The organism is Cellulomonas sp. P2_B4 (assembly GCF_056404795.1).
Map to the genome: position 1 here is coordinate 102,010 of NZ_JBFUDI010000005.1, position 24,962 is coordinate 126,971.

The 24,962-nt window shown below is 72.7% G+C and carries 31 protein-coding genes; 20 read left to right on the plus strand and 11 right to left on the minus strand.

Features of this window, described 5'->3' with window-relative positions; genetic code table 11:
* Positions 1-20: 20 nt before the first annotated feature.
* On the minus strand, positions 21-809 hold the full coding sequence (locus AC1DZC_RS09770) for an alpha/beta hydrolase (RefSeq protein WP_477043108.1): 789 nt from the start codon (positions 807-809) through the stop codon (positions 21-23).
* Positions 810-1,029: 220 nt separating this feature from the next.
* Between AC1DZC_RS09770 and AC1DZC_RS09775 the strand changes: the two genes are divergently transcribed.
* The 5 genes from AC1DZC_RS09775 (at position 1,030) to AC1DZC_RS09795 (ending at position 5,477) form a co-directional block, all read left to right on the plus strand.
* Positions 1,030-1,542 (plus strand): N-acetyltransferase family protein, encoded by a 513-nt coding sequence (locus AC1DZC_RS09775; protein WP_477043109.1) that lies wholly within the window; start codon positions 1,030-1,032, stop codon positions 1,540-1,542.
* 62 nt (positions 1,543-1,604) lie between these two features.
* Positions 1,605-3,206, plus strand: coding sequence for an FAD-dependent oxidoreductase (locus AC1DZC_RS09780; protein ID WP_477037640.1), 1,602 nt, complete (start codon positions 1,605-1,607; stop codon positions 3,204-3,206).
* Between the two features lie 52 nt (positions 3,207-3,258).
* The gene (locus AC1DZC_RS09785; RefSeq protein ID WP_477043110.1) at positions 3,259-4,200 is read left to right on the plus strand and encodes a carbon-nitrogen hydrolase family protein; all 942 of its coding nucleotides are present in this window, start codon (positions 3,259-3,261) and stop codon (positions 4,198-4,200) included.
* Positions 4,201-4,261: 61 nt separating this feature from the next.
* A complete protein-coding gene (locus AC1DZC_RS09790; RefSeq protein WP_477043111.1) occupies positions 4,262-4,933 on the plus strand; it encodes a DUF998 domain-containing protein in 672 nt (223 codons plus the stop codon).
* Between the two features lie 91 nt (positions 4,934-5,024).
* Entirely contained in the window at positions 5,025-5,477 is a 453-nt protein-coding gene (locus AC1DZC_RS09795; RefSeq protein ID WP_477043112.1) for a GNAT family N-acetyltransferase, read from the plus strand.
* On the opposite strand, the gene AC1DZC_RS09800 is transcribed toward AC1DZC_RS09795, so the two are convergent.
* A complete protein-coding gene (locus AC1DZC_RS09800; protein ID WP_477037637.1) occupies positions 5,452-6,108 on the minus strand; it encodes a TOPRIM nucleotidyl transferase/hydrolase domain-containing protein in 657 nt (218 codons plus the stop codon). The two genes, AC1DZC_RS09795 and AC1DZC_RS09800, sit on opposite strands and share 26 nt — an antisense overlap.
* 73 nt (positions 6,109-6,181) lie before the next feature.
* Between AC1DZC_RS09800 and AC1DZC_RS09805 the strand changes: the two genes are divergently transcribed.
* Entirely contained in the window at positions 6,182-6,862 is a 681-nt protein-coding gene (locus AC1DZC_RS09805; RefSeq protein WP_477043113.1) for a pyridoxine/pyridoxamine 5'-phosphate oxidase, read from the plus strand.
* A gap of 1 nt (position 6,863) precedes the next feature.
* Here the strand turns inward: AC1DZC_RS09805 and AC1DZC_RS09810 are convergent, their stop codons facing one another.
* Together AC1DZC_RS09810 and AC1DZC_RS09815 are read right to left on the minus strand one after the other, a co-directional pair.
* Positions 6,864-7,259, minus strand: coding sequence for a VOC family protein (locus tag AC1DZC_RS09810; protein WP_477037635.1), 396 nt, complete (start codon positions 7,257-7,259; stop codon positions 6,864-6,866).
* 40 nt (positions 7,260-7,299) lie between these two features.
* The gene (locus AC1DZC_RS09815; protein ID WP_477043114.1) at positions 7,300-8,382 is read right to left on the minus strand and encodes a LacI family DNA-binding transcriptional regulator; all 1,083 of its coding nucleotides are present in this window, start codon (positions 8,380-8,382) and stop codon (positions 7,300-7,302) included.
* 153 nt (positions 8,383-8,535) lie between these two features.
* On the opposite strand from AC1DZC_RS09815, the gene AC1DZC_RS09820 reads away from it, so the two are divergent.
* The 10 genes from AC1DZC_RS09820 to AC1DZC_RS09865 all read left to right on the plus strand — a co-directional run bounded on the left by AC1DZC_RS09820 (position 8,536) and on the right by AC1DZC_RS09865 (position 16,628).
* Positions 8,536-10,140, plus strand: coding sequence for a glycoside hydrolase family 6 protein (locus AC1DZC_RS09820; RefSeq protein WP_477043115.1), 1,605 nt, complete (start codon positions 8,536-8,538; stop codon positions 10,138-10,140).
* Positions 10,141-10,294: 154 nt separating this feature from the next.
* Positions 10,295-10,693 carry an SRPBCC family protein gene (locus AC1DZC_RS09825; protein WP_477043116.1) on the plus strand — a complete coding sequence of 133 codons (399 nt, stop codon included), beginning with the start codon at positions 10,295-10,297 and terminating at the stop codon, positions 10,691-10,693.
* A gap of 37 nt (positions 10,694-10,730) precedes the next feature.
* On the plus strand, positions 10,731-11,204 hold the full coding sequence (locus tag AC1DZC_RS09830) for a GNAT family N-acetyltransferase (RefSeq protein ID WP_477043117.1): 474 nt from the start codon (positions 10,731-10,733) through the stop codon (positions 11,202-11,204).
* Positions 11,204-11,806 (plus strand): FMN-binding negative transcriptional regulator, encoded by a 603-nt coding sequence (locus AC1DZC_RS09835; protein ID WP_477037630.1) that lies wholly within the window; start codon positions 11,204-11,206, stop codon positions 11,804-11,806. The genes AC1DZC_RS09830 and AC1DZC_RS09835 overlap by 1 nt, the downstream gene beginning before the upstream one ends.
* Before the next feature lie 15 nt (positions 11,807-11,821).
* The gene (locus AC1DZC_RS09840; protein ID WP_477043118.1) at positions 11,822-12,319 is read left to right on the plus strand and encodes a hypothetical protein; all 498 of its coding nucleotides are present in this window, start codon (positions 11,822-11,824) and stop codon (positions 12,317-12,319) included.
* Between the two features lie 9 nt (positions 12,320-12,328).
* The gene (locus tag AC1DZC_RS09845; RefSeq protein ID WP_477037628.1) at positions 12,329-12,622 is read left to right on the plus strand and encodes a hypothetical protein; all 294 of its coding nucleotides are present in this window, start codon (positions 12,329-12,331) and stop codon (positions 12,620-12,622) included.
* On the plus strand, positions 12,619-14,631 hold the full coding sequence (locus AC1DZC_RS09850) for a DNA/RNA non-specific endonuclease (RefSeq protein ID WP_477043119.1): 2,013 nt from the start codon (positions 12,619-12,621) through the stop codon (positions 14,629-14,631). Before AC1DZC_RS09845 ends, AC1DZC_RS09850 begins: the two co-directional genes overlap by 4 nt.
* Positions 14,609-15,079 (plus strand): hypothetical protein, encoded by a 471-nt coding sequence (locus tag AC1DZC_RS09855; protein WP_477043120.1) that lies wholly within the window; start codon positions 14,609-14,611, stop codon positions 15,077-15,079. Before AC1DZC_RS09850 ends, AC1DZC_RS09855 begins: the two co-directional genes overlap by 23 nt.
* A 198-nt stretch (positions 15,080-15,277) precedes the next feature.
* Positions 15,278-16,351, plus strand: coding sequence for a hypothetical protein (locus tag AC1DZC_RS09860; protein ID WP_477043121.1), 1,074 nt, complete (start codon positions 15,278-15,280; stop codon positions 16,349-16,351).
* Between the two features lie 91 nt (positions 16,352-16,442).
* Complete coding sequence (locus AC1DZC_RS09865) at positions 16,443-16,628, plus strand: hypothetical protein (protein WP_477037624.1); 186 nt, start codon at positions 16,443-16,445, stop codon at positions 16,626-16,628.
* Here AC1DZC_RS09865 and AC1DZC_RS09870 read toward each other — a convergent pair.
* Entirely contained in the window at positions 16,625-17,068 is a 444-nt protein-coding gene (locus AC1DZC_RS09870) for an NINE protein (protein WP_477037623.1), read from the minus strand. The two genes, AC1DZC_RS09865 and AC1DZC_RS09870, sit on opposite strands and share 4 nt — an antisense overlap.
* 83 nt (positions 17,069-17,151) lie before the next feature.
* Between AC1DZC_RS09870 and AC1DZC_RS09875 the strand changes: the two genes are divergently transcribed.
* Positions 17,152-17,907 carry a DinB family protein gene (locus AC1DZC_RS09875; RefSeq protein WP_477043122.1) on the plus strand — a complete coding sequence of 252 codons (756 nt, stop codon included), beginning with the start codon at positions 17,152-17,154 and terminating at the stop codon, positions 17,905-17,907.
* A 144-nt stretch (positions 17,908-18,051) separates the two neighbouring features.
* Positions 18,052-19,209, plus strand: a complete 1,158-nt coding sequence (locus AC1DZC_RS09880) for a peptidoglycan-binding domain-containing protein (protein ID WP_477043123.1) — start codon at positions 18,052-18,054, stop codon at positions 19,207-19,209.
* 75 nt (positions 19,210-19,284) lie between these two features.
* Here the strand turns inward: AC1DZC_RS09880 and AC1DZC_RS09885 are convergent, their stop codons facing one another.
* From AC1DZC_RS09885 to AC1DZC_RS09900, 4 genes are read right to left on the minus strand one after another with little or no spacing between them, the layout of a single operon-like run.
* Positions 19,285-19,812 carry a GNAT family N-acetyltransferase gene (locus AC1DZC_RS09885; RefSeq protein WP_477043124.1) on the minus strand — a complete coding sequence of 176 codons (528 nt, stop codon included), beginning with the start codon at positions 19,810-19,812 and terminating at the stop codon, positions 19,285-19,287.
* Positions 19,812-20,411 carry a dihydrofolate reductase family protein gene (locus AC1DZC_RS09890; protein WP_477037619.1) on the minus strand — a complete coding sequence of 200 codons (600 nt, stop codon included), beginning with the start codon at positions 20,409-20,411 and terminating at the stop codon, positions 19,812-19,814. The genes AC1DZC_RS09885 and AC1DZC_RS09890 overlap by 1 nt, the downstream gene beginning before the upstream one ends.
* A 9-nt stretch (positions 20,412-20,420) precedes the next feature.
* The gene (locus AC1DZC_RS09895; RefSeq protein ID WP_477043125.1) at positions 20,421-21,455 is read right to left on the minus strand and encodes a DUF4037 domain-containing protein; all 1,035 of its coding nucleotides are present in this window, start codon (positions 21,453-21,455) and stop codon (positions 20,421-20,423) included.
* Positions 21,448-21,942 carry an FBP domain-containing protein gene (locus AC1DZC_RS09900; RefSeq protein WP_477037617.1) on the minus strand — a complete coding sequence of 165 codons (495 nt, stop codon included), beginning with the start codon at positions 21,940-21,942 and terminating at the stop codon, positions 21,448-21,450. The genes AC1DZC_RS09895 and AC1DZC_RS09900 overlap by 8 nt, the downstream gene beginning before the upstream one ends.
* Positions 21,943-22,231: 289 nt before the next feature.
* Here AC1DZC_RS09900 and AC1DZC_RS09905 point away from each other — a divergent pair, with 289 nt between their 5' ends.
* A complete protein-coding gene (locus tag AC1DZC_RS09905; protein WP_477037615.1) occupies positions 22,232-22,714 on the plus strand; it encodes an SRPBCC domain-containing protein in 483 nt (160 codons plus the stop codon).
* Positions 22,711-23,025: an ArsR/SmtB family transcription factor gene (locus AC1DZC_RS09910; RefSeq protein ID WP_477043126.1), complete on the plus strand. Its 315-nt coding sequence runs from the start codon at positions 22,711-22,713 to the stop codon at positions 23,023-23,025. The genes AC1DZC_RS09905 and AC1DZC_RS09910 overlap by 4 nt, the downstream gene beginning before the upstream one ends.
* On the opposite strand, the gene AC1DZC_RS09915 is transcribed toward AC1DZC_RS09910, so the two are convergent.
* Entirely contained in the window at positions 23,022-23,891 is an 870-nt protein-coding gene (locus AC1DZC_RS09915; RefSeq protein WP_477043334.1) for an aminoglycoside phosphotransferase family protein, read from the minus strand. The genes AC1DZC_RS09910 and AC1DZC_RS09915 overlap by 4 nt on opposite strands.
* A 60-nt stretch (positions 23,892-23,951) precedes the next feature.
* A complete protein-coding gene (locus AC1DZC_RS09920; RefSeq protein ID WP_477043127.1) occupies positions 23,952-24,923 on the minus strand; it encodes an alpha/beta hydrolase in 972 nt (323 codons plus the stop codon).
* Between the last annotated feature and the right edge of the window lie 39 nt (positions 24,924-24,962).

A 24,962-nucleotide genomic window follows, 5' to 3' on the forward strand; every position in this document is an offset into this window, starting at 1 on the left:
ACGGGACCGGTCGTCGCACCTCACGCGCCTGGGCGAGCCGTCAGCTCTCGGAACGCCGCGAGCGCCTCGTCGGCACGGCCGGCCCCGACGAATCCGTGCTCGGCTGCCTCCAGCTCGAGGAGGCGGCACTCCACGCCCGCACGCTCGCACGCCTCGGCCAGCGCACGTGCCTCGGGCAGGAGCGAGTCCCGCGTCCCGACGACCACCACGGTGGGTGGCAGAGCCGCGGCGAGCCGGGACAGGCGCGGGGCATCGGCGAGATCGGTCACCCGCGCCCAGGCTCGGAAGGACCACGCGGACAGCTCCCGGTCGGGGCCGCCCGGCCGCTCGGTGTCGAAGGACGCCAGCGAGAGGTCCAGGTTGGGGTTCGTGAGCAGGAGACCCGCGAGCCCCTGGTCGAGCCGCGCGGCGGCGAGAGTCGCCACGGCACCGCCTGCGGAGTCTCCGCACAGGTACACGTCGGTCGCCCCGTCGCGTTCCAGGAGACGAACTCCGGCGAGGGCGTCGGTCACGGCGTCGTCGAGGGTGCCCTCCGGTGCGAGCCGGTAGTCGACCGAGACGACGACCGCGCCGAGCGTCCCGGCGAGCAGCCGGCAGTACCCGTCCTGCAGCTCCACGTCACCGAACAGCCCGTACCCGCCGTGCAGGAACACGACTGCCAGCCCGCTGCGCGCGACGTCGGGCGTGTAGCGGCGCATCGACAGCCCGTCCGGCGACAGGTCCTCCACCGAGCCCGCGAACGGGCGTCTCGGTCGAGCGACCGCGCGCTCGTGGGCCTCGCTCCGGAGGCGTGCGACATCGACCAGCACGCCTCAGTCTGCGACGGACCCGCGCATCCGCGCGAGCCAGTCCGTCAGGAGGGCCGCGGTCAGTCGCGGGGTCGAGCGGCAGCAGGAGGCAGTGGTCCACCTGGAAGCCGTGGAGCAGGACGAGGGCCGTTCCGGTGCCGCGCGAGGTGACGTGCATCCCGGCAGGCTAGGAGCCTCCGACATCGGCGGCGGGCGGACCGGACCGGCAGGAAGGGGCCAGATGACAGCGGGAGAACACGTGGTCGTGCGCGACGCCCGGCCCGAGGACGTCGCGGGCATCTGCGGCTTCGGCGAGGCGCACGTGCGGCCGCACTACGCGCCGCTGATCGGCGCCGAGGCAGCGGACGCGCAGGTCCGGCTGTGGTGGAGCGAGGAGCAGGTCGCGGCCGCGGTCGGCGCGGGGCTGGTGGTCGTCGCCGTGTCGGAGGAGGGGATCGTCGGCGTCGCGCAGCGCGGGCGCGACGGCTCCGACCACGTCGTCTACAAGCTCTACGTCGCGCCGCGCCTGCGAGGTCGAGGCGTAGGCCCGCAGCTCGTGGACGCCCTGGTCAGGCAGCTCCCGGCCGGCATCGACAGGTTGTACGTCGAGCACTTCGCGGCCAACGAGCGCGCGGCGGCGTTCTACGAGCGCGAGGGCTTCGTCGTGGAACGCGTCGACGCCGGCACGACGGGCGATCCGGCCCGGGCCGTGGTCTGGCGCGCGCGGGACCTGCGCGGGCCGGGCGCGGGCTAGCGGCGTGCGAGACCGGATCTGCGACGATGTCGACGTCCCGCGCCGCACCACGAAGAGGTCCCGTGATCCGCCCCGACGAGCTCACCGCGATCCCGCTGTTCGCCGACCTGACGCCCGAGCAGCTCGACCTGTTGGCCCGGTCGGTGGAGGACATCGCGCTGCTGCCGGGCGAGTTCGCGGTGCACGAGGGCGACGAGCGGGCGCTGTTCGTCGTCGTCGAGGGACTGGTCGAGCTCACCAAGAACGTGAACGGCGTCGAGCGCGTGATCGGGCCGCGCGGGCCGGGCGAGCTGTACGGCGAGGTGCCGGTGATGCTCAGCATGAACATGCCCGCGAGCTGTGCGGCCGTCGAGCCGTCGCGGATCCTGCGGCTGGACGTCGGCACGTTCTTCACGCTGGCGGCGAGCGCCCCGCAGGTCGTCGCGACGGTGGGTGCGCTGGCCCAGGGCCGCATGGAGGGGCTCAAGGAGATCGCGGCAGAGAAGCCGACCCCCGACATGGTGGTCCGGGGACGGTTGTCCGACCCGCGCGTGCACGACATCCGTACGTTCCTGCACCGCAACCGCATCTCGTCGGACACGGTGGAGAGCGCCGAGGCCGGGCCCGTCGTCGAGCTTCCCGACGGTCGCGTCCTGGCGAACCCGACGATGCGCGAGATCGCGCTCGCGGGCGGGCTGTCGGTGGTCCCGACGACCGACGAGTACGACGTGGTGATCGTCGGCGGCGGGCCGACCGGGCTCACCGCGGCGGTCAACGGCGCGGCCGAAGGGCTGCGCACCCTCGTCGTCGAGAAGTTCGCGCCGGGCGGCCAGGCCGGCACCTCGACGCGCATCGAGAACTACACCGGCTTCCCGTTCGGCGTCTCGGGCGACGAGCTCGCGAGCAAGGCGCTGCGGCAGGCGCAGCGGCTGGGCGCCGAGATCGTCGTGACCCGGTCGATCGAGGGGATCGAGCCCGATGGGCACATCCTCACCCTCGACGGGGGCACGCGGGTCGGCGCGAAGGTCGTCGTCCTGACGTCGGGCGTCGAGTGGCGGCACGTCGCGATCGACGAGATCGACCGCTTCGTCGGCAAGGGCGTGTACTACGGGGCGGCGCGCAGCGACTCCGGGCTCGCGCACGGCAAGGACGTCGTGATCATCGGGGCGGGCAACTCCGCGGGGCAGGCGGCGCTGTTCTTCTCGCGGTACGCGCGGTCCGTGACGCTCGTGGTGCGGGGCGAGTCGCTCGAGGCGAGCATGTCGACCTACCTGATCGAGCAGATCGCGTCCCACCGGCGCATCACGGTCGAGACGCGGTCGGAGGTGGTCGCGCTGCGCGGTGCCGACGGGCTGGAGCGGATCGACGTCGCCGACCGGCGCACGGGCGCCGTGGACGAGCGGGAGATCGAGGTCCTGTTCGTGATGATCGGCGCGGACGCCGTCACGTCCTGGCTTCCCGACGAGGTCGCGCGCGACGAGAACGGCTACGTGCTGACGGGTGCGGACGCCCGTGCCGGCGGCCGCTGGGCGCTGGCACGGGACCCGTTCGCGCTGGAGACGACCGTGCCGGGCATCTTCGCGGCCGGCGACGTGCGGTCGGGCTCGGTGAAGCGGGTGGCCGCCGGGGTCGGCGAGGGCGGCATGGTGATCGCGTTCGTCCACCAGTACCTGGCCCTCACGTAGCCGACGCACCCGCGAGTACGTTGGTCGGACAGGGTCCGAGGAGGTGCCGACCATGGCTCTCACGCGAGTGGCGGCGGTCCAGGCCGCGTCCGTGCTGATGAACCAGCAGGCCTGCCTGGAGAAGGCGGTGCTGCTGATCGAGCGGGCAGCGTCCGAGGGCGCCCGCATCGTGGTGTTCCCCGAGGTCTTCATCCCGGGCACCCCCATCTGGATGGACTCGAGACCCATCTGGGACGGCGACGAGGACTGGTTCGCCCTCCTCGTCGACCAGGCGGTCGTCGTTCCCGGCCCGGTGACCGACGCGCTCGGCGCCGCTGCGAAGGCCGCGGACGCGTACGTCGTCATCAACGTCGAGGAGCGTGAGCAGCACGGGTCGACGATCTACAACACGACCCTCTACCTCGGTCCCGACGGGAGCCTGCTCGGCAAGCACCGCAAGCTCGTGCCGACCGGGTCGGAGCGCACCGTCTGGGGGATGGGCGACGGCTCGACGCTGCCGGTCGTCGACACACCGTTCGGCCGGCTCAGCGGCCTGACGTGCTGGGAGAACTACATGCCGTTGGCGCGCTTCTACCTCTACGCGCAGGGCGTCGACATCTGGACGGCTCCGACGCTCGCCGGTGGTGACGGCTGGGTGGCGACCCTGCGCCACATCGCGCGCGAGGGCCGCTGCTACGTCATCGGCGTCAACCCGTGCACGCACGTCGACCAGATCCCGTCCGACTTCCCGCACCGCGACCAGGTCTGGACCGTCAAGGACGGGGACGGCGGCTGGGTCGAACCCGGGAACAGCGTCATCGTCGGCCCGAACGGCGAGCTGCTCGCCGGTCCCGTCAGGCACGAGGAGGCCATCCTCACGGCGGACATCGACCTCGCCCAGGTGCGCGCCGCCCGCCGGCTGTTCGACCCGGCGGGGCACTACAACCGACCCGACGTCTTCAGGCTCACCGTCGACACCCGCCCCCGACCGGCCTTCACGACCGGCGGCGACTAGCACCCGGGTCGGCCGGTGGGCCGCGCGAGCCGACAGGCCCGCGCTCGGGGAGGATGCCCCTGTGCCTCTGCCCGACGAGCGACCGCTGCGCGCCGCGCCGATCGTCGTCGGCGTCTGCGCGGCGCTCCTCTACAGCAACTTCCTGCTCGACTGGGTGCTGCGCGGCTTCACGGGGATGGGCGAGGTGGTCAGCCTCCTGGAGGCGCCCGGACAGCCGAACGCGACGCTCCTGCGCGTGACCGACGTGATCTGCGCCGTGCTCGTCGTGAGCCTGCTGCCGGCCGTGCGGCGGCGACTGCCGTCGGGTGTCTGGCGGGAGGTGTTCGTCGGCGGGACGCTCGTCTTCGCGCTCGGTGCGGCGCTGGCCGCGGTCGTGGCGACCTCCTGCGGGTCGGGCATCCCGTGCGACGGGTCGGGCGAGGAGCTGGTGAAGGGCGTGCACGAGGCCAGCAGCATCGTCTCGGACACGGCGCTGTACGTCGGTGCGGCCGCGGCGTGGCTGTCGGTCCGGGTGCTCGGGCCGGCGTGGTTCAAGCGGGTGGCCTGGTGGTTCGTGTGGATCGGCGGTCTCGCGTCGACTCTCGTGTTCGCCTGGTTCCACAGCACCGAGGACCCCGCGTGGGCGGTGGGCGCGAGCCAGCGGGTGCACATCGCCTGCATCAGCGGCTGGATCCTGTGCCTCGGCCTGCTCGCGGCCCACCCGCCGCGGACGGATGGTCCCGGGCACGGCTGATCTGCGAGGCTGACGGCACCTGGGGAGGGAGCTGGAGATGGCGGCGGTGGAGCACGTGCGGGCGTGAGCCGTAGCGCAGGACGATGAGGTCATGACGATCTCCTGGACGAAGCGCCTCGGCCCCGGGGACGAGGAGCACGCCCGGGAGATGTTCGCCCTGATGGCGGCGGCGTTCGAGGAGGGCGCCGAGCCGCTGGGCGACGAGTACCTGGACGGGCTGCTGGCCTCGGGCGCGTTCTGGGCGGTGGCGGCGTTCGAGGGTGGACGCGTGGTCGGCGGGATCACCGCGCACACGATCCCGATGACCCGCTCGCCGTCGGCGGAGCTGTTCGTCTACGACCTGGCCGTGCACGAGGACTTCCGCCGGCACGGCGTCGGTCGCTCGCTCGTCGTGGCGCTGCGTGGGCTGGCGGCCGAGGCGGGGATCACGGAGGTCTTCGTCCCGGCCGACGAGGAGGACACCCACGCCCTGGAGTTCTACCGCTCGCTCGGCGCCAGCGAGTCACCCACCTCGTTCTTCAGCTGGGGCTCGGGGCCGGTCTGAGCGCGACGGAGAGCAGCGCGTCGAGAGGGCGCGGCAGGGTGTCCCGGCGCACAGCCTCCTGCGTCAGCAGCCGCGCGTAGCGGAGCTTGCGGCGTGCGGCGCTGCCGAGGAACCGCCGCAGCTGGGCGTCGACCTCCCGGTCCCGCCAGGCCGGCTGGTGCTGCAGCGAGCGGAACGACCCGAGGTCGCCCTGCGACTCCAGCAACGCCTCGACGCCGCCGACCCCGACGGCCCGGATCAGCTCGTCCTCCAGGTCCTCGACGCAGACGAACAGCCCGAGGTGCTCGACGGCGGTCAGCGCGTCCCGGAAGATGCCCTGCTCGCGCTCGTCGCACAGGCAGGCCAGCCGCGCCGGGGTGCGGAGCCGGCCCAGGAACCCGTGGACGGCGTGGGCCCCGCCGATCGGGACGACGACCACCCCGTCCGCGGCGAGGCTCCGACCGCGACTCGCCGCGGCCGTCTCCACCGCGATCTGGTCGCTGATGCCCTCGACGACCACCACGACGTCGGCGCCGTCGGCTCTCGCCCAGGCCTCCGCGGTCGCGCGCTGCGGAGCGTCGGGACCGTGCTCGTACCCGTCGAGCGCCCGGCGCGCGAGCTCGCTGCGTCCCGCGGTGCCCTGCCCAGCCATGGCTCGCATGGTCGTCCGAGCGGTGTGCGCTGACAACTCCTTATGCGCCGTCGTCCGGCTTAGGGTTTCGGCCATGAGCCACGTCGTGCACCAGGACTACCCGGGCGAGGGGTTGAGCGAGACCGACCTCGCGCCGACCCCGCTGCAGCAGGTGCGGGACTGGCTGGCCCAGGCGGAGGAGCGCGACGCGCGGCTCGGGGACGTCCCGTTCCCGACGGCGTTCGCGGTCGCCACCGTCGACGCCGCCGGCATGCCGAACGTCCGCACGGTCCTCCTGCGGTTCCTCGACGACGCCGGCCCCGGGTTCGTCACCGACCTCGGTTCGGCCAAGGGCACCGAGATCGCGGCCACCGGCGGCATCGCGGCCGCGCTGACCTGGCCGTCGATGTTCCGGGCCGTCCGGTTCCGCGGGCAGGCGGTCCCGCTTCCTCGCGACGAGGTCACCGAGTACTTCCGGGCGCGGCCGTGGGGGTCGCGGATCAGCGCCTGGGCGTCCGACCAGTCCCGGCCGGTCGCGGACCGCTCGACGCTCGTCGCCGCCTACGACGACTGCGCACGACGATTTCCGGACACCGGCTCGCCCGACGACGTGCCCGTGCCCGACGGGTGGGGCGGCTGGCGGATCGACTGCTCCGAGGTCGAGCTCTGGGCCGGCCGACGCGACCGGCTGCACGACCGGCTGGTGTTCGTCCGCACGGGTCCGGGCGGTCTGGACGACGGGTCCGCGTGGGTCGTCGTCCGCCGCCAGCCGTGAGTCAGCCGAGGGCGTCGTCCGAGGTGAGCAGGACGACGTTGCCGTCGGGGTCGTCGACCATCGCCGCGTACGGGCCTGACGTCTGCTCGGGCGCCATCCGACCGTGGTACCCGGCGTCGGTCAGCTCGGCGTACTTCGCGTCCACCGCCCGGTCGTCGCCGAGGTAGAACTCGAGGAGCGCCTGGTAGCCGCCCGGGGCGGGGCGGGTGTGCGCCGGGTCGTAGCGGCGGGCGAAGACGGTGTCGAAGAAGAGGGTCACGCCGCTGCCCATGCGGTGCAGGACGAACGGCTTCTCGTCCTCGGTCGCCGGGATGTCGAGCCCGAGCAGCCGGTAGAAGCGCAGTGCGGTCGGCATGTCGCTGACGATCACGCCGAGCATGCTGAGCTGGATCTCCACGACCCCATGCTCCACCACCGACGGCTCACCGGCGCGACGGTCAGGTCGCGCCGGGCGCCGAGCCGCGGACGACCAGGCGGGTGGGCAGGATGATCGGCGTCGGTGAGTCCCCGTCGATCAGCCGCACCAGCATGGTGGCCATCTCGTGGCCGAGCCCGCGGATCGGCTGGCTGATGGTCGTGAGCGCCGGCTCGGTGTGGCGCGCGATCTCCAGGTCGTCGAAACCGACGACGGCGACGTCCTCGGGGACGCGGCGGCCGGCGGACCGCAGTGCGCGCAGGGCACCGGCCGCCATGTTGTCGGACGCGGCGAACACACCGTCGATCTCGGGGTGCGCTGCCAGCAGTCGCGCCATCGCCGCGGAGCCGCCCTCGAACGTGAAGTCTGCGTGCTCGACCCAGTCCGAGGGGAGGTGCTCGACCGCCAGGGCGTCGGCGAACCCCTGGTACCGGGCCACCGATGCCTGCAGATCTGCCGGCCCGGCGATCGTGGCGAGGCGGCGACGCCCCGACCTCAGCAGGTGCTCCGCGGCGAGGCGCGCGCCCCCGCGGTTGTCGACGTCGACGTACCACCGGGCGGCCGCATCGAACGGGCGGCCCCCGAGGACCACCGGCAGGTCGGTCGCGGCAGCCACCCGGTTCAGCGGGTCATCCCTGCGCAGGGCCATCAGCATCACCCCGTCCGACCGGCGGGACCGCAGCAGCCGCTCGAGCCGTGCCTGGCCCCGCTCCGAGGACGCCAGCATCAGCGTGAGGTCCAGCTCCGACCTGTCGAGCGCCGCAGCCACACCCACGAGAACCTGGGAGAAGAACGGATCCCCGAACAGCGAAGGGTCGTCGTTGGAGACCGCGAGGACCACCGACCCGACGGTGCTCGTCGCCAGGGCACGGGCCGTCGCGTTGGGGACGTAGCCCAGCTCGCTCGCCGCCCGCGCGACTGCCTCCCGCTTCGGCGCACTGACGTTGCGGGCGTTGTTCATCGCCCGCGACGCCACAGAACGCGAGACCCCGGCCCTCTGGGCGACCTCGTCGAGCGTCGCCACCCGGAACGCAGGCACCGGGCCGGGTTCGGGCGACCCCTCGCGACCCTGGTCCCCGGGACCAGCCGTCGTGGGGTCTGCCATGCCCCGAACCTTACCGGCGCACGCGTCGGTTCCGAGGCTGGAGCCGGCTGGCGCCCGCGGCGTTGACGTTCCGTGCCCGATGTGCGCAGAATGGCGTGGAAATAAATGGGAGCGCTTCCAGTTCCATCTGGTCAACGACGACTCAGGAGAGACATGCCCCGCACTCGCGCCCCGATGCGCCGCACGGCCCTGGCGGCGACCGCGACACTCGCGGTCTCGCTCACGATGCTCGCCCCCGCCCATGCGGCCGAGCCCGCCCCCCCGACGGGCACGACGTTCTACGCCGACCCGCACAGCACGACCCTGGAAGCCGCGCAGACCCTCAGCGGGCAGGCACGGGCCGACGCCCAGCTGCTCGGCAGCGTCCCGTCGGCGACCTGGTTCACCGGAGGTACGCCTCAGGACGTGGGCGCCGACGTCGACCGGCTCGTCTCCGCCGCGTCGGCCGTCCACCAGCTGCCGGTCCTCGTCGCGTACAACCTGCCGTTCCGCGACTGCGCGCAGTACTCCGCCGGAGGAGCCGCGGACACCGCGGCATACGCCGCCTGGATCGACGGGTTCGCGGCCGGGATCGGCAACCGCTCGGCGACGGTGATCCTCGAACCCGACGGGCTCGGGATCATCCCCCACTACACGAACCTCGACGGTTCGATGGACTGGTGCCAGCCGGCCGAGGTCGACGCAGCGACGGCCACCGCGGCCCGGTTCGCCCAGCTCAACCACGCCGTGGACGTGCTCTCGGCTCTGCCCGACGTGAAGGTCTACCTCGACGGCACGTCGTCGGCCTGGTTGAACGTCGGCGAGATCAGCGACCGCCTGGTCAAGGCCGGCGTGCAGAAGGCCACCGGCTTCTTCCTCAACGCCTCGAACTACCAGTTCACCGAGAACGGGACGGCCTACGGCACCTGGGTCTCGTCGTGCATCGCCTACGCCACCCAGGTGGTCCCCGGCGACTACGCCGGCTGCGGCAACCAGTACTGGAACGGCGGTCCGGCCAACGGCTGGCAGGGCACCGCGATGTCGCAGTACGGCCGGTGGACGCCGGACGCGACCGATCCCGCGCTGAGCACGGCGGGGATCGACTCGCGCTACGCCTCGATCCTCGGCGGGGTCGAACCGACCGCCACGTTCGTGATCGACACGAGCCGGAACGCGCTGGGGCCGTGGCAGTACCCGCCGAACGTCTACCCGGCGCACGAGGACTGGTGCAACCCGCCCGACCGCGGGCTCGGCGCGCGCCCGACGACCTCGACCGGTTCCGCGCTCGTCGACGCCTACCTGTGGATCAAGGTGCCGGGCGAGTCCGACGGCCAGTGCTTCCGTGGCACGGCCGGACCGCTCGACCCTGAGCGTGGCATCGCGGACCCCGCCGCCGGGCAGTGGTTCACGCAGCAGGCTCGCGAGCTCATCGCCCTCGCCGCTCCTCAGCTGGCACCGCTCACCTGCAACGTCAAGGTGGTCGGAACCAGCGTCGGCGGCCCGAAGAACCGCGGCTTCGTCGCGGCCCTCACGGTGGAGAACCGCGGGACGCAGCGACTGAGCCCGTGGCACCTGTCCTGGGAGTTCGAGGGCAACCAGCGGGTGCGGGCGGTCGTGGGCGGCTCGTTCGTCCAGTCCGGCAACGCGGTCACCGTCACGGCACCCCGGTCACTGCCGACGCTGGCGCCGGGCAAGAAGGCCACCCTGCTGGTGACCGGTACCGGCGAGGCTCAGGCGCCCCTGCAGTTCCGGCTCGACGGCCAGGCCTGCACGTCCTAGCCGGCACGACACAGCGAGGGGCCGGATGCGTGCATCCGGCCCCTCGCTGCGTCCCTGGCGGGCGCTCGCGACCGTCGAGCCGGTGGCCGCTGGTCGTCGTCGCGAACGTGCCGGTCCGGCCGCCGGAGCCGACCAGACGTGCCACGATCGCCGGGTGAGCACCGAGTCGCGGCACCTCAGCGTGTACATCGAGCGGTCTGTCGACGACGTCTACGCGTTCGTCTCCGACCCGGACAACCTGCCACGGTGGGCGCGCGGCCTCGGCGGCGACGTCGTCCGGACCGACGAGGGGTGGTTCGTCGAGACGCCCGACGGACGGGCGCGCGTCGAGTTCGCCGCCCAGAACCCGTTCGGGGTGCTCGACCACGAGGTCCGCACGCCGCTCGGTCAGACGGTGCACGTCCCGCTGCGCGCGCTCGCCGACGGCGACGGCTGCGAGGTCGTCTTCACGCTGCGCCGGGCGCCCGGGATGAGCGACGACGAGCTCGAACGGGATGCGGCCCAGGTGACCGGCGACCTCGCCCAGCTCAAGCAGGTGCTCGAGCACGGCTGAGTTGGCACGGCCGCCCGGGCAGGCGAGCATGCTGCCCATGATCGCCGTCGACGACCCCCAGCGCCCCGACGTCCTCGCCCTGCTCGGGGAGCACCTCACGGACATGTTCGCCACGTCCCCCGCCGAGTCGGTGCACGCCCTCGACCCCACGGCCCTGTCGGCACCGGGCATCACGTTCTGGTCGGCCCGCGACGAGTCCGGCGACCTGCTCGGCTGCGCCGCGCTCAAGCAGCTGGCCCCGGCGGACGCCGAGCTCAAGTCGATGCGCACGACGGAGCAGGCGCGCGGACGCGGCGTCGGCACCGCCCTGCTCGCGCACGTGCTGTCGCACGCGACCGACCGCGGCTACCGGACCGTGCACCTGGAGACGGGGACGCAGGACTACTTCGCCGCCGCGCGCCGGCTGTACGAGCGTGCCGGGTTCGTCGCGTGCCCGCCGTTCGCCGACTACCGGCTCGACCCGAACAGCGCGTTCTACCGGATCGACCTCACCCGGACGGAAGGACGCTGATGCGCCACACCCCGCGGTACCTGATGACCGACCCCGACGAGGTCCGACGGCTGATCCGCAACCACCCCTGGGCCACGTTCGTCTCACCGGCGTCCGGCGGGCTCGTCGCGTCGCACTACCCCGCGCTCGTGGACGACGAGGCGGACGAGCTCACGATCATCAGCCACTTCGGGCGGCCCGACGAGGTGGAGCACGAGCTCGGGCAGCACGAGATCCTCGTGATCGTGCAGGGCCCGCACGACTACGTGTCGCCCAGCTGGTACGCGCCGGGAGACCTCGTCCCCACGTGGAACCACGTCACGGCCCACCTGTACGGCACCCCGGACGTCCTGTCCGACGACGAGAACTACGCGATGCTCGGCCGGCTCACCGACCACTTCGAGGGGCACCGCCCGGGCGGTCGCAGCCTCGCCGAGGACGAGGAGGGCACCCGTCGGATCGCGAAGGGGACCGTCGGCCTGCGCATGCGGGTGACCCGGTTCGAGGCCCGCGCCAAGCTCAGCCAGAACAAGCAGCCCGAGGTGGTCCGCAACGTCATCGAGCACCTCGAGCCGAGCAACCCCGAGCTCGCCGACGAGATGCGACGGCACGCCGGCGCCTGAGACTCGGGATGCCGGGTGTCCGTCCCGACCGGCATCATGGACCCGGACATCGACGACGAAGGGGGCCGCCGGATGGGACTCGCCGAGCAGCAGGAGCAGCTGGGTGTCGTGGCGCGCCGGTTCGCCGAGATCGCGCCCGCCGGCTGGGCGCGGCTCGTCGGCAACTGGGAGGCGAGCCCGGTCGCCCCGGGCGAGGTGTCGCTGAACTGGATCACGACCGCGGTGGTCAACGGCGGCGACCGGTGGCTCTACGGTCAGGTCCCCTACGACGAGCCGCTCTACGACGCCGTCGCCGAGCTGAACGAGCTCTCCGCGCAGGAGGGCCCCGACCGCCGCTGGACCACCCTCGACCTGCTGCTCGACCCGGACGGCTCCGTGAAGCTGGACTTCGGCTACGAGACCCCGAAGCGCACGAACGGCATCTACGACGAGGAGTCCCTGGGCCGGTTCGAGACCTACCTGGACGTCTGGGTCGCGGAGCACGGGCGTGTCCCGGCGGCCCCGGCGACCTGAGGCGGCCCCGTGACCGGCGAGATCCCGAACCCGTACCTGGCTGCGCTGCGCAGCGCGCGCGCCCGGGCCAAGCCGGTCTCCGACGACCTGCGCGACGACCTCGACGCGGTGGTCCGCGCGATGGACGCGGGGGCGTGGGTCAGCCCGGTCGCCGACGACTTCTACACCGACCTGACCGGACACCGCCGCGCGCTGACGACGGCGGCGGACGGCGCGATGACGACCCTCGACCACGCGATCTCGTCGGAACCCGAGCAGGTCGAGCTGGGCGCCTGGCAGACCCGCTGGAGGAACCTGCGGTGAGCATCGCGTCGATCGACCTGCGGCAACTCGACGCGCTGGTGCGCGCGATGGAGACCGCGTCGTCCGACGTGTCGTCGCACCGCTCGTCGCTGAAGTACGGCCTCGAGAACGTGATGCTCTACGCCGAGGAGCTGAACCGGCTCGACGGGGTGCAGTCCTGGGTCGACGGGCAGCTGCCCGGGCTGCGTCGCCGGCTCGCGCTCGCGCGGTTCATCGAGTCGCAGGTGCCGGGGTTCCAGAACTTCGTGCAGCTCGACGAGGCGAAGCTGCCGACGGCCACGCCCCAGGAGGCGGAGGCCCGGGCCGACCGGGCGGCGGACCTCATCGACGACTACGACGACGGGGACCTGCCGCAGGAGCTCGTCGACCTGCTGAACGCGAACGCGACCGACCCGTACTTCGCGCACCAGCTGGCCACCCGGCTGTCCCCCGAGCAGGTCGCCGACCTCGTCATCAAGGCGTCCTCGACCCGCCGGGTCATGGCCGAGCAGAGCGGCATGAGCTCCGACATCAGCGACATCGAGGCGTTCGACGACGACTACGAGGCCGTGCTGACCGGTCTTGGGGTCACGTTCGGGACGGCGACTCAGGGCACGGGCGACCTGGCGCTGCCGCCCGGGTACGCGCAGCGGTGGTCGGCAGCGATCACCGAGGAGTACCCGAAGGTGCTGGGGCAGGCGAGCGCGCTCGGGCTGGTGATCTCGCGCGGGACGTTCTCAGCCCCCTTCCTGGAGACCGTCGCCTCCGACGTCTACGACTACGAGCGCAGCTACGACACGCGGGACATGTGGTACGACCGGTCGCACGGTCTGGGCGACGGCTTCGGCGCGATCGACCCGGTCCAGGGCGACGACGAGGGCGCCCCCACCGGCTACACCGAGACCTACGACCCGCTGGCCGGGATCATGGCCGCGGTCGGCCGCTCGCCCGAGGCCGCGCAGTGGCTGTTCAGCACCGGCGACACCGTGCACATCGCGGGCGGCGGCAAGTCGGCGGACGTCAACGCGTTCCTCAACTACGTGCTCGCGGAGCGGCGCTGGCCGGTCGACGACGGCGCCGGGTCGAACGCGGCCATCGCGGCGGCGATCACCCCGTTCGAGGGTGGCAGCACGATCAGCGCCTCGATCGCGACGGACACGCGCGAGGTCATCGACGTGATGGCCGCCGAGATCGAGGAGCGTCGCAAGAACGCGAACCCGATCTCGGACATCGGCCACATGGTCCTCGACGGGCTGGGCCTGATCCCGTTCATCGGCGAGGGCGCCGACGCGATCAACGCGGTCTGGTACGCGGCTGAGGGCAACGTCATCGACGCGGGCCTGTCGAGCGCGTCGATGATCCCGTTCCTCGGCTGGGGAGCGGTGGGCGGCAAGTGGACGCGCCGCGCGCTCAAGGCCGAGGAGATCGCCGAGCTGATCGACCACGGGGTCGACGTCGACAAGCTGCTCTCGCTCGACGCGACCCTGTCGGTGGTGGCGCGCGCGGACGGCGTGCCGATCCCGCACCTGAAGTTCGACAACATGGACGCGTTCAACCGGGCCGCCAACGCCCCGCACCCGAACGCGATCTACGAGTTCAACGGGATGGCGTGGGAGACCGACGCCCTCGGCCGCACCAACAGCGTGAGCGGCAGCATGAAGCTCGGCGACGGCGGCCGCAACAGCACGCTGACCGCGACGATCGGCAACGAGGGGCTGCCCAACGACATCGGCTTCCACCTCGTCGCGGACTCGCTCGGCGGGCCGACGAACCGGCTCAACGTGCTGCCCGGCAACGGCAAGCCGTACGCCGGCAAGGTCAACCTGAACCAGGGCGACTGGGCCAGGATGGAGCGCAAGATCCGCGCGGCCCTGCGCGGGGAGGCGCCCGGCAACGTCGAGATCCACATCCAGCCGATGTACCGCGACACCAACGGGACCGCCCGACCGGACAGGTTCCTCGTCGACCTCAAGATCGACGGGGAGACCTTCAAGTACAACTGGACCAATGATGCCCAACCCCGAGGTTGACGACGCCCCCACGGTCGAGCTGACCCCCGAGCAGCGTGCGGTCGTCGAGCGGATCGCCACCGGCTTCCCGTCCTCGGCGCCCGCCGGGTGGCTGCGGATCGTCTCGCGCCAGGAGAGCACCTGGTCCGGGTCGAGCGCCGACATCGCGATGGTGGAGATCGTCGTCGTGGAGACGCCCGACGGCCTGGTGCAGCAGGACTACGACGCGCCGCGGGACCTGTTCTTCGTCGTCAGCGACCTGCTCGAGGAGCTCGCGTCGCAGTCCCCGACGGAGTCGATCACGTTCCTGCTCGTCGTCGACCGGGACGGGAGCTGGTCGGTGACGGTGACGCAGGACTCGCCCAAGCTGCTCGTGGGGATCCGCGACGAGTCGTCGTCGCGCCCCGTGCACGACTACCTGGAGCGCAACCGCACCGAGCTCGAGGAGCTGGCCGGGCGTCTGGGCTGACGTTGCACCCAGGGGCTCCAGTCGGAGCGTCCGTCGACCGATAGCCCCGAGGTGCATCCCGCGTCCGACGACCTCCCGCGTTCTCCGAGCGGGCGCGTACCGCAGTGGCTCGTCGACGAGCGAGCCGCCGCACAGCTGCCCCAGGTCGAGGCGCCGCGCCATCGCACCCGGCGTCCGCCCCGGCGCGGCCGCGGAGCCGTGATCACGCTCCTGGTCGCACTCCTCGCCGGTGCCTGGCTGCTGCGCGGGCACACCGACCAGCTGGTCACGGCGCTGGACGACCCCCAGATCCCGGTCATCGGCGAGGCCGGAGGCGGACCGGCCGAGGTGCCTGTGCCGTCGGCCGACGTGATCGCGCTCGCGGACGCCGCGTTCCTGTCCGACGAGGGCCGCGAGATCTTCTACGGCACCCGCCCCGAGATCCTTGATGCCGCCGCGTTCGCCGGTCGATGCAACGACGAGACGGCACCACGGCTGGGCGCCGGCGGTCGGGTCGGCTGCTACCGGCCGGGCCTGCACGCCATCGTGGTCTACCGCCCGGCCGACCCGCGGGTGGCCGGGCAGGCCGTGGTCACCGCCGCGCACGAGACGCTCCACGCGGCGTGGGAGCGGCTGACCCCGGCGGAGCGCGACGAGCTCACGCCGCTTCTCGAGGCGGCCATCGCGGCGGTCCCCCCCGACGACAGCGTCCACGCCCAGGTCGCGGCGTCGGTCGGCGACCACCCGGAGAGCCGACCGACCGAGCTGTTCGCCTACCTCGGGACGCAGGTGCGCGGGCTGGACCCGGTCCTCGAGCAGACGTACCTGCGCTTCGTCGCGGACCGGGCGTCGCTCGTCGGCGTCTACGAGGACCTCGAGGCGCTCCTCGACGACCTGGCGGCCACCATCCGGATGTCCTCGGAGGCCCTGACCGAGACCGAGGTCGCGAACGCGCAGGCGCGGGCGCAGCTCACGGCGGACGTGTCGTCGCGGGACGTGTACCGGCAGACGTACCAGGCCAAGGTCGACGAGGTCGCCGCGATGTCGGCGGACGACCGGTCGCGGCTCCGGCTGTCCTGGGTGTGGTGGGACGGCACCGACCTGCCGATGGCACCGGCGCAGGACACCCTCGCGGCGGCCGCCGGTCTGCTCGCGCGCGACGACGCGGCCCTGGCCGGCCGCGACGCGACGCTCGCCGCGGCCGAGGCGTCGTCGGCGACGGAGCGTGCACGCATCGACGCGCTGATTGCTGACCTCGAGGGGCTCGAGGATCAGCTCGGCGCGACGGGCTGAACGCCGCGTCGGTGGGTCCCGGTGGACGCGGCTTGACCGCGGCCCACCGCGCGGAGGACCGTGTCAGCGCGGACAACGAAGGGGGCCCGACATGGCGAAGGACTCGGCCAAGGGTGCCGGCGGCGGGGTCGTCTACGGATTCGGGTTCATCGGCGCGGCCGTCTACTACTTCCAGGACGCCGACACGTTCTGGGAGTTCGTGCTCGCGGTCCCGAAGGCCTTGATCTGGCCGGGCGTGCTCGTCTACGAGCTGCTCAAGAGCGTCTACGGCGGCTAGCCGCGCAGCGGTCGACCCCGCGCGTCGCGGGCGAACCGGCCTCGTCGCGACGCGAGGTAGAGCAGCCCCTCGGTGAACCCGACCAGGCAGACGACCAGCGTCGCGAGCCCGAGCGTGAAGAACCCACCGATGAAGAAGATCGCCAGCATCGTGAACCCGCGGCGGTAGTACCCGAGGTACATCCGGTGCAGCCCGAGGCCACCGAGGAACACCCCGAGCAGCCCGGCGAAGACGCGCGAGCGGATCCACACCCGCGGCTCGCGCACCCGCTTCGGGACCGGTACGGCGTCCTCGACGTCGGGCACCCGACCGGGCGGGTAGCGCACCGTGGCGGACAGCGGCGCGACCTCGTCGACCGGCGGGCGCGGCGGTATGCGCGTGATGACCGGACGCTCGAACCAGTCGTCGAGGTCCGCGGGACGGTCGATGAGGTCGGTCACGGGGGCTCCGTGGGGTGAGGGCGGTTGACGCCAGCCTAAGCCGGAATCCTCCCGATGTCAGACGTTGCTCCTAGCCTTGCCTCATGGAGCCGAAGGCGATTTTCGACGACGTCGACCTCACGGGTGCGCAGTTCTCGATGGTGAACCTCACCGGCGCCACGTTTCGCTCGGTCGGGTTCCACGGCGTCGTCATGCGTGACGTCGAGATCTCGAACACGAGGATCGACGGCGAGTTCGAGAACCTCGTCCTCAACGGCGTCGACGTCGCTCCGCTCGTCGAGGCGGAGCTGGACCGGCGCTACCCCGAGCGCCCTGCGTTCCGGCCGACGACGGCCGACGGGTTCCGCGAGGCGTGGGCGATCGACGAGCGGATGTGGGCGCAGACGGTCGAGCGTGCGCGCCGGCTGCCGGAGGAGCGGCTGCACGAGTCCGTCGACGGCGAGTGGTCGTTCATCCAGACCCTGCGCCACCTCGCGTTCGCGTCCGAGTCCTGGGTGGGGCGCGCCGTCCTGGGTGACCCGCGCCCGTGGCACCCGATGTCGCTGCCGTGGGACCAGATGGCGCCGCGCGAGGGCGTGCCCCACGACCGGGACGCCCGTCCGTCGCTCGACGAGGCTCTCGCCCTGCGCCTCGAGGCCATGGCGCTCGTGCGGGGAGTCGTCGACGGCCTGACCGACGAGGCGCTGGACGTCGCGTGCGCCCCGCTCGTCGGTCCGGGGTGGCCGGACGAGGGCGACACGTTCACCGCCCGGCAGTGCCTGCGCGTCGTGCTCAACGAGGAGTGGTGGCACCGCCGGTACGCAGAACGCGACCTGACAGAGCTCGAGTCACGCGGCTGACCTGGAAGAACGGTCGAAACGGCGAATTCGCAGCAAACTCTGACGTTTCGGTCCGCTCACCCGCTACCGTCGCTCTCGGGGCACCGTCCCGAGGCCGTGCACACCGTCGTGCACCGCCACGTCGCGCGAGAGGGAGGGGCTCCTGTGGACGCCCGGACGAAGAAGCGATCTGCCCGGCTCGGCGCGGTCCTGGTCGCCGCCACGCTGTTCCTCACGGCCGCCTGCACGAGCGGTTCGAACGATCCGGAGGAGACGCCGGAGTCCGAGCTGTCGCTCGCGCAGGCGAACCTGACCAAGAAGCAGGAGGCGCTCGACGCCGCCAACGCTGCGGCCTCGGATGCTGCCTCCGCCTTCTGCACGTCGGCGGAGTCGTACATCAGGGCGCTCGACCGCTACGGCGACCTGCTCAACCAGTCGGCCGTCACGGTCGGTGACGTCAAGAGCGGTGGCTCGGACCTCAAGGACCCCAGCACCGAGACCCAGGACGCAGCCACGACCGTGGTCAGCACCCGCGACGACGTCGCCGCCGCCCAGCAGGACGTCGCGGACGCGGAGGCCGCCGTGGCGGCAGCTGAGGCCAAGGAGGCCGGCGAGGAGCCGCCCGCCCCGGAGGACACCCCGACCCCGAGCGCGACGCCGATCCTCCCGGCGGCGACGGTGGACCGGGTCAAGCAGGCCGAGACGGACTTCACGTCGACGCAGGAGGGCATCTCCGACGACACCCCGCTGACCGAGGCGTCCGAGCAGTTCAACGCCGCCGTGGTGGCCCTCGAGATCTCCTGGATCCAGCTGTTCGCCCAGTCCGGCTGCCTGACCGACGAGCGGCAGGGTCAGGCCTCCGCCGTCATCGCCGACTACACGATCGCGCTCCAGCAGTCGCTCGCCGCCGCCGGCTACTACACGGGTCCGATCGACGGGATCTACGGCCCGCTGACGGTCCAGGCGGTCATCGACCTGCAGGCCGCGAACGGGCTGCCCCAGACGGGCACCGTGGACAAGGCCACCGACGCCGCGCTCCGGGCCCAGCTCGAGGCCGCCGGCGGGGCCGCCGCACAGGCGACCGCGATCACCACCGCAGCGCTGCAGCAGACCCTCAAGCTCGCCGGGTTCTGGGACGGGCCGGTCGACGGGGTGTGGACGGACGAGCTGACGGCCGCGCTGGCCTCCGCGCAGACGACCCTCGGTGTCCCGCCCACGGGCGCGGTCGACGCGGCGACCATCGCGGCGTTCCAGGCGGCGCTGGCCGCCCTGCTCGAGCCGACGCAGTCCCCGGAGCCGGAGCCCACCCCCTCCGACGGCTGACCGTTCAGGCGAGGTGGCGTCGGACGACCGGCGCCACCTCGTCGGAACCCAGGGCGCCGGGCAGGTAGACGGTCGTCACAGAGCCCTGGCCATCTCGATCTCGGGGCCGATCGTGCTGGTGAACGCCACGCCCGAGGGGACGAAGCCGGCCCGTCGGTAGGCGCCCATCGCGCGGGCGTCGTCGCGGTGGACGTCGAGCGTGAGCTCGGTGAAGTCCCGCGAACGGCACCAGTCCGCCGCAGCGTCGAGCAGGTCCGCGATGACCTCGGTGCCGCGGTGCGAGGGGCGCACGTAGACGCCGACGAGCAGGGCGCGGCTGCGCCCGATCGGCCGGCCGTGGTGGTCCTGCGCGCCGGCCCGCTGTACCAGGACCGTCACGGAGCCGACCCAGAGGTCGTCATCGATCGCGACGAGCTGCGCGGCGTCGTCGCCCAGCGCCGAGGCGGCGGCGCGACCCTGCCACAGCTCGTCGGGGAACGTGGCCGCGTGCTCGTAGGTGTCGAGGAAGGCGAGGTCGGCGTCGGGGTCGCGGAGCGCGTCGAGCCGGAGCGCGCGCGCCTGCGGCCACTCCTCGGCGCGGATCCGGCGGACGATCACCGGCATCAACGGACCACGTCGTAGACCAGGTGCGCGGCGTTCCGGGTCACCACCGTGGCGTCCTCGTCGAGGCGGAGCTCGACCCGCGGACCGCCGTCGAACAAGGGCGTCCCGGCGCCGAGCACCAGGGGAGCGACGTGCAGGTGGACGCGGTCGACGAGACCCTCGCGCAGCGCCTGACCGCACACGGACCCGCCGCCCATCACGACGGCGTGCTTGTCGCCCGCCGCGGCGACGGCCTGGTCGATCGCGTCGCGCAGGCCCGTCGTGACGATCGTCATCCGGTCGGTCAGCCGCACGTGCGCCGGCGCCTCGTGGGTCACGACGAAGCACGGCGGAGGGACCTCGCCCTGGTCCGCGCCGTAGTGCCGGTCGTCGTTCCAGCCGCCCGGCCCGTCGACCACGTCGAACGTGTTGCGGCCCATCACGACGGCGCCCGTTGCCTCCGTCGCCGCGGACAGGATCCGCAGGTCCTCGGGGGTCCGGTCGCCGATCGCCCAGGCGTGCAGGGCCAGGCCGTCGTCGCCGAGCCCGTTGTCCGGCCCGGCGTTCGGTGCGGTCACGAAGCCGTCGAGCGAGATGGTGATGTCGAGGATCACTGCCATCCGTCGACGCTAGCGGTCCAGAATTGCCCGCGCCGCACGTAATCGGCGTGACGGGTCCATGAGCACCGTGACGTCGTCGACCCACTGCTCGACCGTGCCGACGCCGACAGGCAACGCCCGCACGTCCTCGTCCACGACGGCGCTGGTCACGGCATCGGGCACGCGCCCGATGCCCCGTGAGCCGCGATCGAAGAACCGGACCACGGCGGTCTCGGCGACCGGCAGCCCGGCATCGCGCTGGACCGCGTGCAGGAGCTCGGCGGCGGCACACAGGGCGTCCTCGCGCTGCGGCCAGTCGGCGGCGGCGAGCGCTCGGCGCAGCTCGTCGGCGGCGACCGACGACGACGGCAGCTCCGCGAACCCGCGTCCGAACCACTTGGCGTAGGGCGGCCAGCGCCGGTCGAGCAGGTAGCCGAGATGGGCGAGCACCCGCACGAGCCGCGCCGCGACCAGCCGCGAACCGAGCTCGTCGCCGCCGGCGCCGGTCCGCGCGACGAACGGCAGCTCCTCGCGGACCCGCACCCAGTCGGAGGCGACCGCGTACCGCCAGACGTCGTCGGGGAACCACGCCAGGCGCGACCGGACCGTGGCCAGCCGCCCCTCGGCGTCCTCGAACACCGGGCCGGCGGTGACCTCGAGCACCGCCTGACCCGTCACCGACAACCATTCGGCGAGGTCCGGCTGCTCGGACGCACCGAACCCGAGCCGACCCCGGACGAGCCCGTCCACCGTGCCGACGGCCACCCGGTGGCGCGACGAGGCGTCCCAGGTCGTCGCGAACCGGGTGGGGTGCCCCTCGAACGTGTCGGGCAGCCCGAGCTCCAGCACGGAGTCGACGTCCGCGACGAGCCCAGGCTCGACCAGCAGGTCGAGCCGAAGCCCCCAGTCGTGGTCGCGCGAGACCTCGTCGTCGTACCCGAGCACGTCCGACCCGCCGCCGAGGCGGGCCGCCGTGTGCGGCAACCCCGGCCAGCGCCCCTGGACCAGAGGGCGCACCACCTGCCGGTAGTAGCGCTCCGCGAGGGCGGCGCCGCGGTCAGGCACCGCGCAGGACCTCCTCGGCGAACCGTACGGACCGCTCGCGCAGCCCGTCGATCCGCCGCAGCACGAGGCCGTCGGGGTCGTCGCCGGCCTCGACGATCCGGGGGATCCGGCGGACGTTGCGCGAGCACCCGAACGTCGTGCAGATCAGGGTGCCGAGCGTGTCGCCGTTGCGACCGGAAGCGCCGGCGCGACGGGCGACGTAGAGCGACACCTCGTCGGTCGCGTACACGTCCTCGCACCAGGCGCACACGGCGCGCTTGCGCTTGGCGGCGTCCTCGGGCGCGCGCAGGGCGATGCCCACGACGGCGTCGTCCACCGGGACGACGACGTAGGACCGCAGCGGTGCCTTGCGGTCGATCCAGCCGTAGTAGTCGAGGCGGTCCCAGCGGGTCTCGTCGAGGTCGGCGGGCAGCGTGAGCTTGGACGCCTCGCCGCGGGAGCAGTTCACGAAGGACGCGCGGATCTGGGGTTCGGTCAGGGGGAGCATGTCGATGTCTCTCGAGTGGGAGGGCAGGCGGACGTGGCCCGCCGGCCGTTCAGGCCGCGGGCGTCGGGTCGCTGCCCGAGCAGGCCAGGACGGCCGCCTCGCTTCCTCGCTGCATCGTCGTGCACCTCGTCGTCGTCGCTCCCGCGCTCGCCGCGCGGCACGTCGATGATGCGCCGTACCGCTCTGTGAGTCCACCGCGATACCCGATCTGCAACTGAGGGGTTGCCGTTCGGCGGAACAATGTGCAACTGTGTGATTGCACACGACGTCCGCACGAAGGGAACGACCCATGGCCCAGCAGCCCGCCGCCGTCATCGACAGCGAGAACTTCAGCATCACGCGCACCGTGCACATCAAGGCGACGCCCGACCGCGTCTGGGCGGCGCTGACCCGTTCGGAGCTCATCACCGAGTGGCTCGGGAACGCCGCGGAGCTGCCCGACCTGCGCGTCGGTGGCACCGGGACGTTCGGGTTCGAGGGCTACGGCGAGTTCCCCGTCCGCATCGACGAGTACGACGAGCCCGCCGTCTTCGCGTTCACCTGGGGCACCCCGCCCGCGCCCCGCGCAGGAGAACCGTCGAACATGACGCCGGAGAACTCCACGCAGGTCCGCTACACGCTCGTCCCCGACGGTGACGCGACGATCTTGTCCGTCGTCGAGTCCGGCTTCGGGCTGCTCAGCCGTGACCCGGTCGAGGCCATGAACTCCAACCGGCAGGGCTGGACCGAGGAGCTCGACGAGCTCGTCGCCTACCTCGAGGGCTCCGCGTGAACCAGACCCTCGTCCCGGTCTTCGCCGCGCTCGCGGACGACACGCGCTGGGCGATCCTGACCGAGCTCGGTCGCGCCGACCTGTCCGCGTCCGCGCTGGCCACGGTCGTGCCGGTCACGCGCCAGGCCATCGCCAAGCACCTGACCGTGCTCGCGGACGCGGGCCTGGTCGAGCCGGTCCGCGTCGGCCGCGAGATCCGCTACCGCGCGCTCGGCTCCCGCCTGAACCAGACGGCCCGCGCGCTCGAGGCGATCGGCGCGGAGTGGGACCGCCGGCTGTCGGCGATCGCCCGCATCGCGGAGTCGCTCTAGCTCGTCGTGGCGTCCGCCGTGACCTCGGCGATCACGTGCCGAGCGTTCGCGGCGAGGACCGGGTTGGTGTCGCGGTAGTAAGGCAGCTGGACCAGGGCCTGCGCGAGCGCGCGGGCCCTGCCGCGCTTCCAGTCGGGGTCGTCGACCCCCAACGACTCCCGGAACACCGACCGGGCGGGCGCGGGCAGCAGGTCCCACGCGATCCCGAGGTCCAGCGTCGGGTCGCCGACGCCGATGCCCGCGAAGTCGATGAGACCCGTCAGCCGGTCGTCGACGAGCAGCAGGTTGCCGGGCGCGATGTCGCCGTGCACCCACGTGCGCTCACCGGTCCACTCGGCGGTCGCCAGCGCGTCCTCCCAGATCGCGGTGACCAGCGGCCCGTCGATGTCGTCGGCCAGCGCGGCGATGTCCACGCGGACCTGGGCGTCGCGGGCCGTCAGCGGTCCGGCCTTCTGCTCACCCCCGGGCAGGTCGAGCGCGCGCACCGCCCGCACCAGCCCGGCCACGTCACGCGCCAGCCCGTCCGGGTCCCGAAGCGCGCCCAGCACGGGGTTGTGCCCCGGCACCCACGTCAGCACCGACCAGGTCCACGGATAACCCTCCGCCGGCACCCCGACCGCGAGCAGCCGCGGGATCGTCACGGGGAGCTCGATCCGAGGCAGCCACCGAGCCTCGTGGTCCACGCTCCCGGACGCCCAGTGGATGCGCGGCATGCGGGCGACGAGCTCGTCGCCGAGCCGGAACATCGCGTTGTCCGTGCCGCTCGACGCGACCCGTCGCACGGGCAGCCCGGCCCACTGCGGCAGCTGGGTCGCGACGAGCCTCTCGACGAGGTCGACGGGGATGTCGAGCTCGTCGGCGTGCATGCGGGTCACGGCGCCAGTCGACCAGCGACATTCGGATGCGACAAGCAGTTTTGGGCCGGGTCAGCCCATCCGGCGGCGCAGGAACGCGGTCATCCGGTCGAACGACTCGGCCCCGGCATCGGTGTCGAGCGCGAACTGGTACTCGTGGCCGAGACCGCGACCAGGCTCGAAGAAGAGCGTCTCCACCTCGACGCCGGCGTCGATGAGGTGGGCGACGAGCGAGGACGAGTGCGGCAGCAGCGGGTCGGCGTCCCCGGCCGAGACGAACGCGGGAGGAAAGTCCGCGGTGACGTGGTCGACGAGCGAGAAGTACTCGGCGCCCGGCAACCTGGTCCAGCGCCGCGTGCCCAGGTACGCGCGCAGGACGGTCGCGACGAACCAGTCGCCGGCGCGCGACGAGCCGCGCGAGAGCGAGAGGTCGTACGCGCCGCAGAACAGGACGGTCCCGATGACCGGCCTCATGGTCGGTGTGATCCCGACCGCCCGCGCGTAGGACGGGCTGACCAGGATGTTCGCCGTCTGGGCGGCAATCTGCGCGCCCGCCGAGTCACCCGCCAGGACCACGCGGGACAGGTCGATCCCGAACGATCCGGCGTGTGCCGCGAGGTGTCCGAGCGCGGCCATGACCTGGCGCACGGGCGTCGGGTAGGTGGCCTCGGGGGCGCGCGTGTAGTCGACGCCGACCACCGTGTATCCCTGCGCGGCGAGGATCGTCAGGTAGCCGACCAGCTGGTCCTTGCTCCCGGCGACGAACCCGCCACCGTGCACCCAGACGACGGTCGGCAGGTCCACGGTCGCGTCCGTCGGCCGGTAGACGTCGAGCAGTGCGTCGCGGTCGCCGGGCGCGTAACCCACCCCGGCGGTGCGCGTGACTGTCGACGGAGCCCGTTCCCGCAGCCGCGCGTCGGTCTCGCGGCCGCCCTTCGTGAACGCCGCACGGATCACGAAGGCCGACGGCCACGGGCTGCGCACGGCCGCCACGACCGCGCCGACGCCGACGACCGCACCGAGGACCCACCACCGTCGCGTCACGTGGGCCATTGTGCCCAACACCCCGCGCCCGAGATCCTG

What these genes read in the sequence shown, in the direction of transcription:
- AC1DZC_RS09900 (WP_477037617.1), bottom strand. Translation starts at nt 21,942, where the DNA reads ATGCTCCCCCTGACCGAACCCCAGATCCGCGCGTCCTTCGTGAACTGC.
- AC1DZC_RS09815 (WP_477043114.1), bottom strand. Translation starts at nt 8,382, where the DNA reads ATGGCAGACCCCACGACGGCTGGTCCCGGGGACCAGGGTCGCGAGGGG.
- AC1DZC_RS09885 (WP_477043124.1), bottom strand. Translation starts at nt 19,812, where the DNA reads ATGCCGGTGATCGTCCGCCGGATCCGCGCCGAGGAGTGGCCGCAGGCG.
- AC1DZC_RS09795 (WP_477043112.1), top strand. Translation starts at nt 5,025, where the DNA reads ATGACGATCTCCTGGACGAAGCGCCTCGGCCCCGGGGACGAGGAGCAC.
- AC1DZC_RS09915 (WP_477043334.1), bottom strand. Translation starts at nt 23,891, where the DNA reads ATGCACGCCGACGAGCTCGACATCCCCGTCGACCTCGTCGAGAGGCTC.
- AC1DZC_RS09835 (WP_477037630.1), top strand. Translation starts at nt 11,204, where the DNA reads ATGCGCCACACCCCGCGGTACCTGATGACCGACCCCGACGAGGTCCGA.
- AC1DZC_RS09800 (WP_477037637.1), bottom strand. Translation starts at nt 6,108, where the DNA reads ATGGCTGGGCAGGGCACCGCGGGACGCAGCGAGCTCGCGCGCCGGGCG.
- AC1DZC_RS09865 (WP_477037624.1), top strand. Translation starts at nt 16,443, where the DNA reads ATGGCGAAGGACTCGGCCAAGGGTGCCGGCGGCGGGGTCGTCTACGGA.
- AC1DZC_RS09820 (WP_477043115.1), top strand. Translation starts at nt 8,536, where the DNA reads ATGCCCCGCACTCGCGCCCCGATGCGCCGCACGGCCCTGGCGGCGACC.
- AC1DZC_RS09905 (WP_477037615.1), top strand. Translation starts at nt 22,232, where the DNA reads ATGGCCCAGCAGCCCGCCGCCGTCATCGACAGCGAGAACTTCAGCATC.
- AC1DZC_RS09855 (WP_477043120.1), top strand. Translation starts at nt 14,609, where the DNA reads ATGATGCCCAACCCCGAGGTTGACGACGCCCCCACGGTCGAGCTGACC.
- AC1DZC_RS09875 (WP_477043122.1), top strand. Translation starts at nt 17,152, where the DNA reads ATGGAGCCGAAGGCGATTTTCGACGACGTCGACCTCACGGGTGCGCAG.
- AC1DZC_RS09890 (WP_477037619.1), bottom strand. Translation starts at nt 20,411, where the DNA reads ATGGCAGTGATCCTCGACATCACCATCTCGCTCGACGGCTTCGTGACC.
- AC1DZC_RS09785 (WP_477043110.1), top strand. Translation starts at nt 3,259, where the DNA reads ATGGCTCTCACGCGAGTGGCGGCGGTCCAGGCCGCGTCCGTGCTGATG.
- AC1DZC_RS09830 (WP_477043117.1), top strand. Translation starts at nt 10,731, where the DNA reads ATGATCGCCGTCGACGACCCCCAGCGCCCCGACGTCCTCGCCCTGCTC.
- AC1DZC_RS09775 (WP_477043109.1), top strand. Translation starts at nt 1,030, where the DNA reads ATGACAGCGGGAGAACACGTGGTCGTGCGCGACGCCCGGCCCGAGGAC.
- AC1DZC_RS09805 (WP_477043113.1), top strand. Translation starts at nt 6,182, where the DNA reads ATGAGCCACGTCGTGCACCAGGACTACCCGGGCGAGGGGTTGAGCGAG.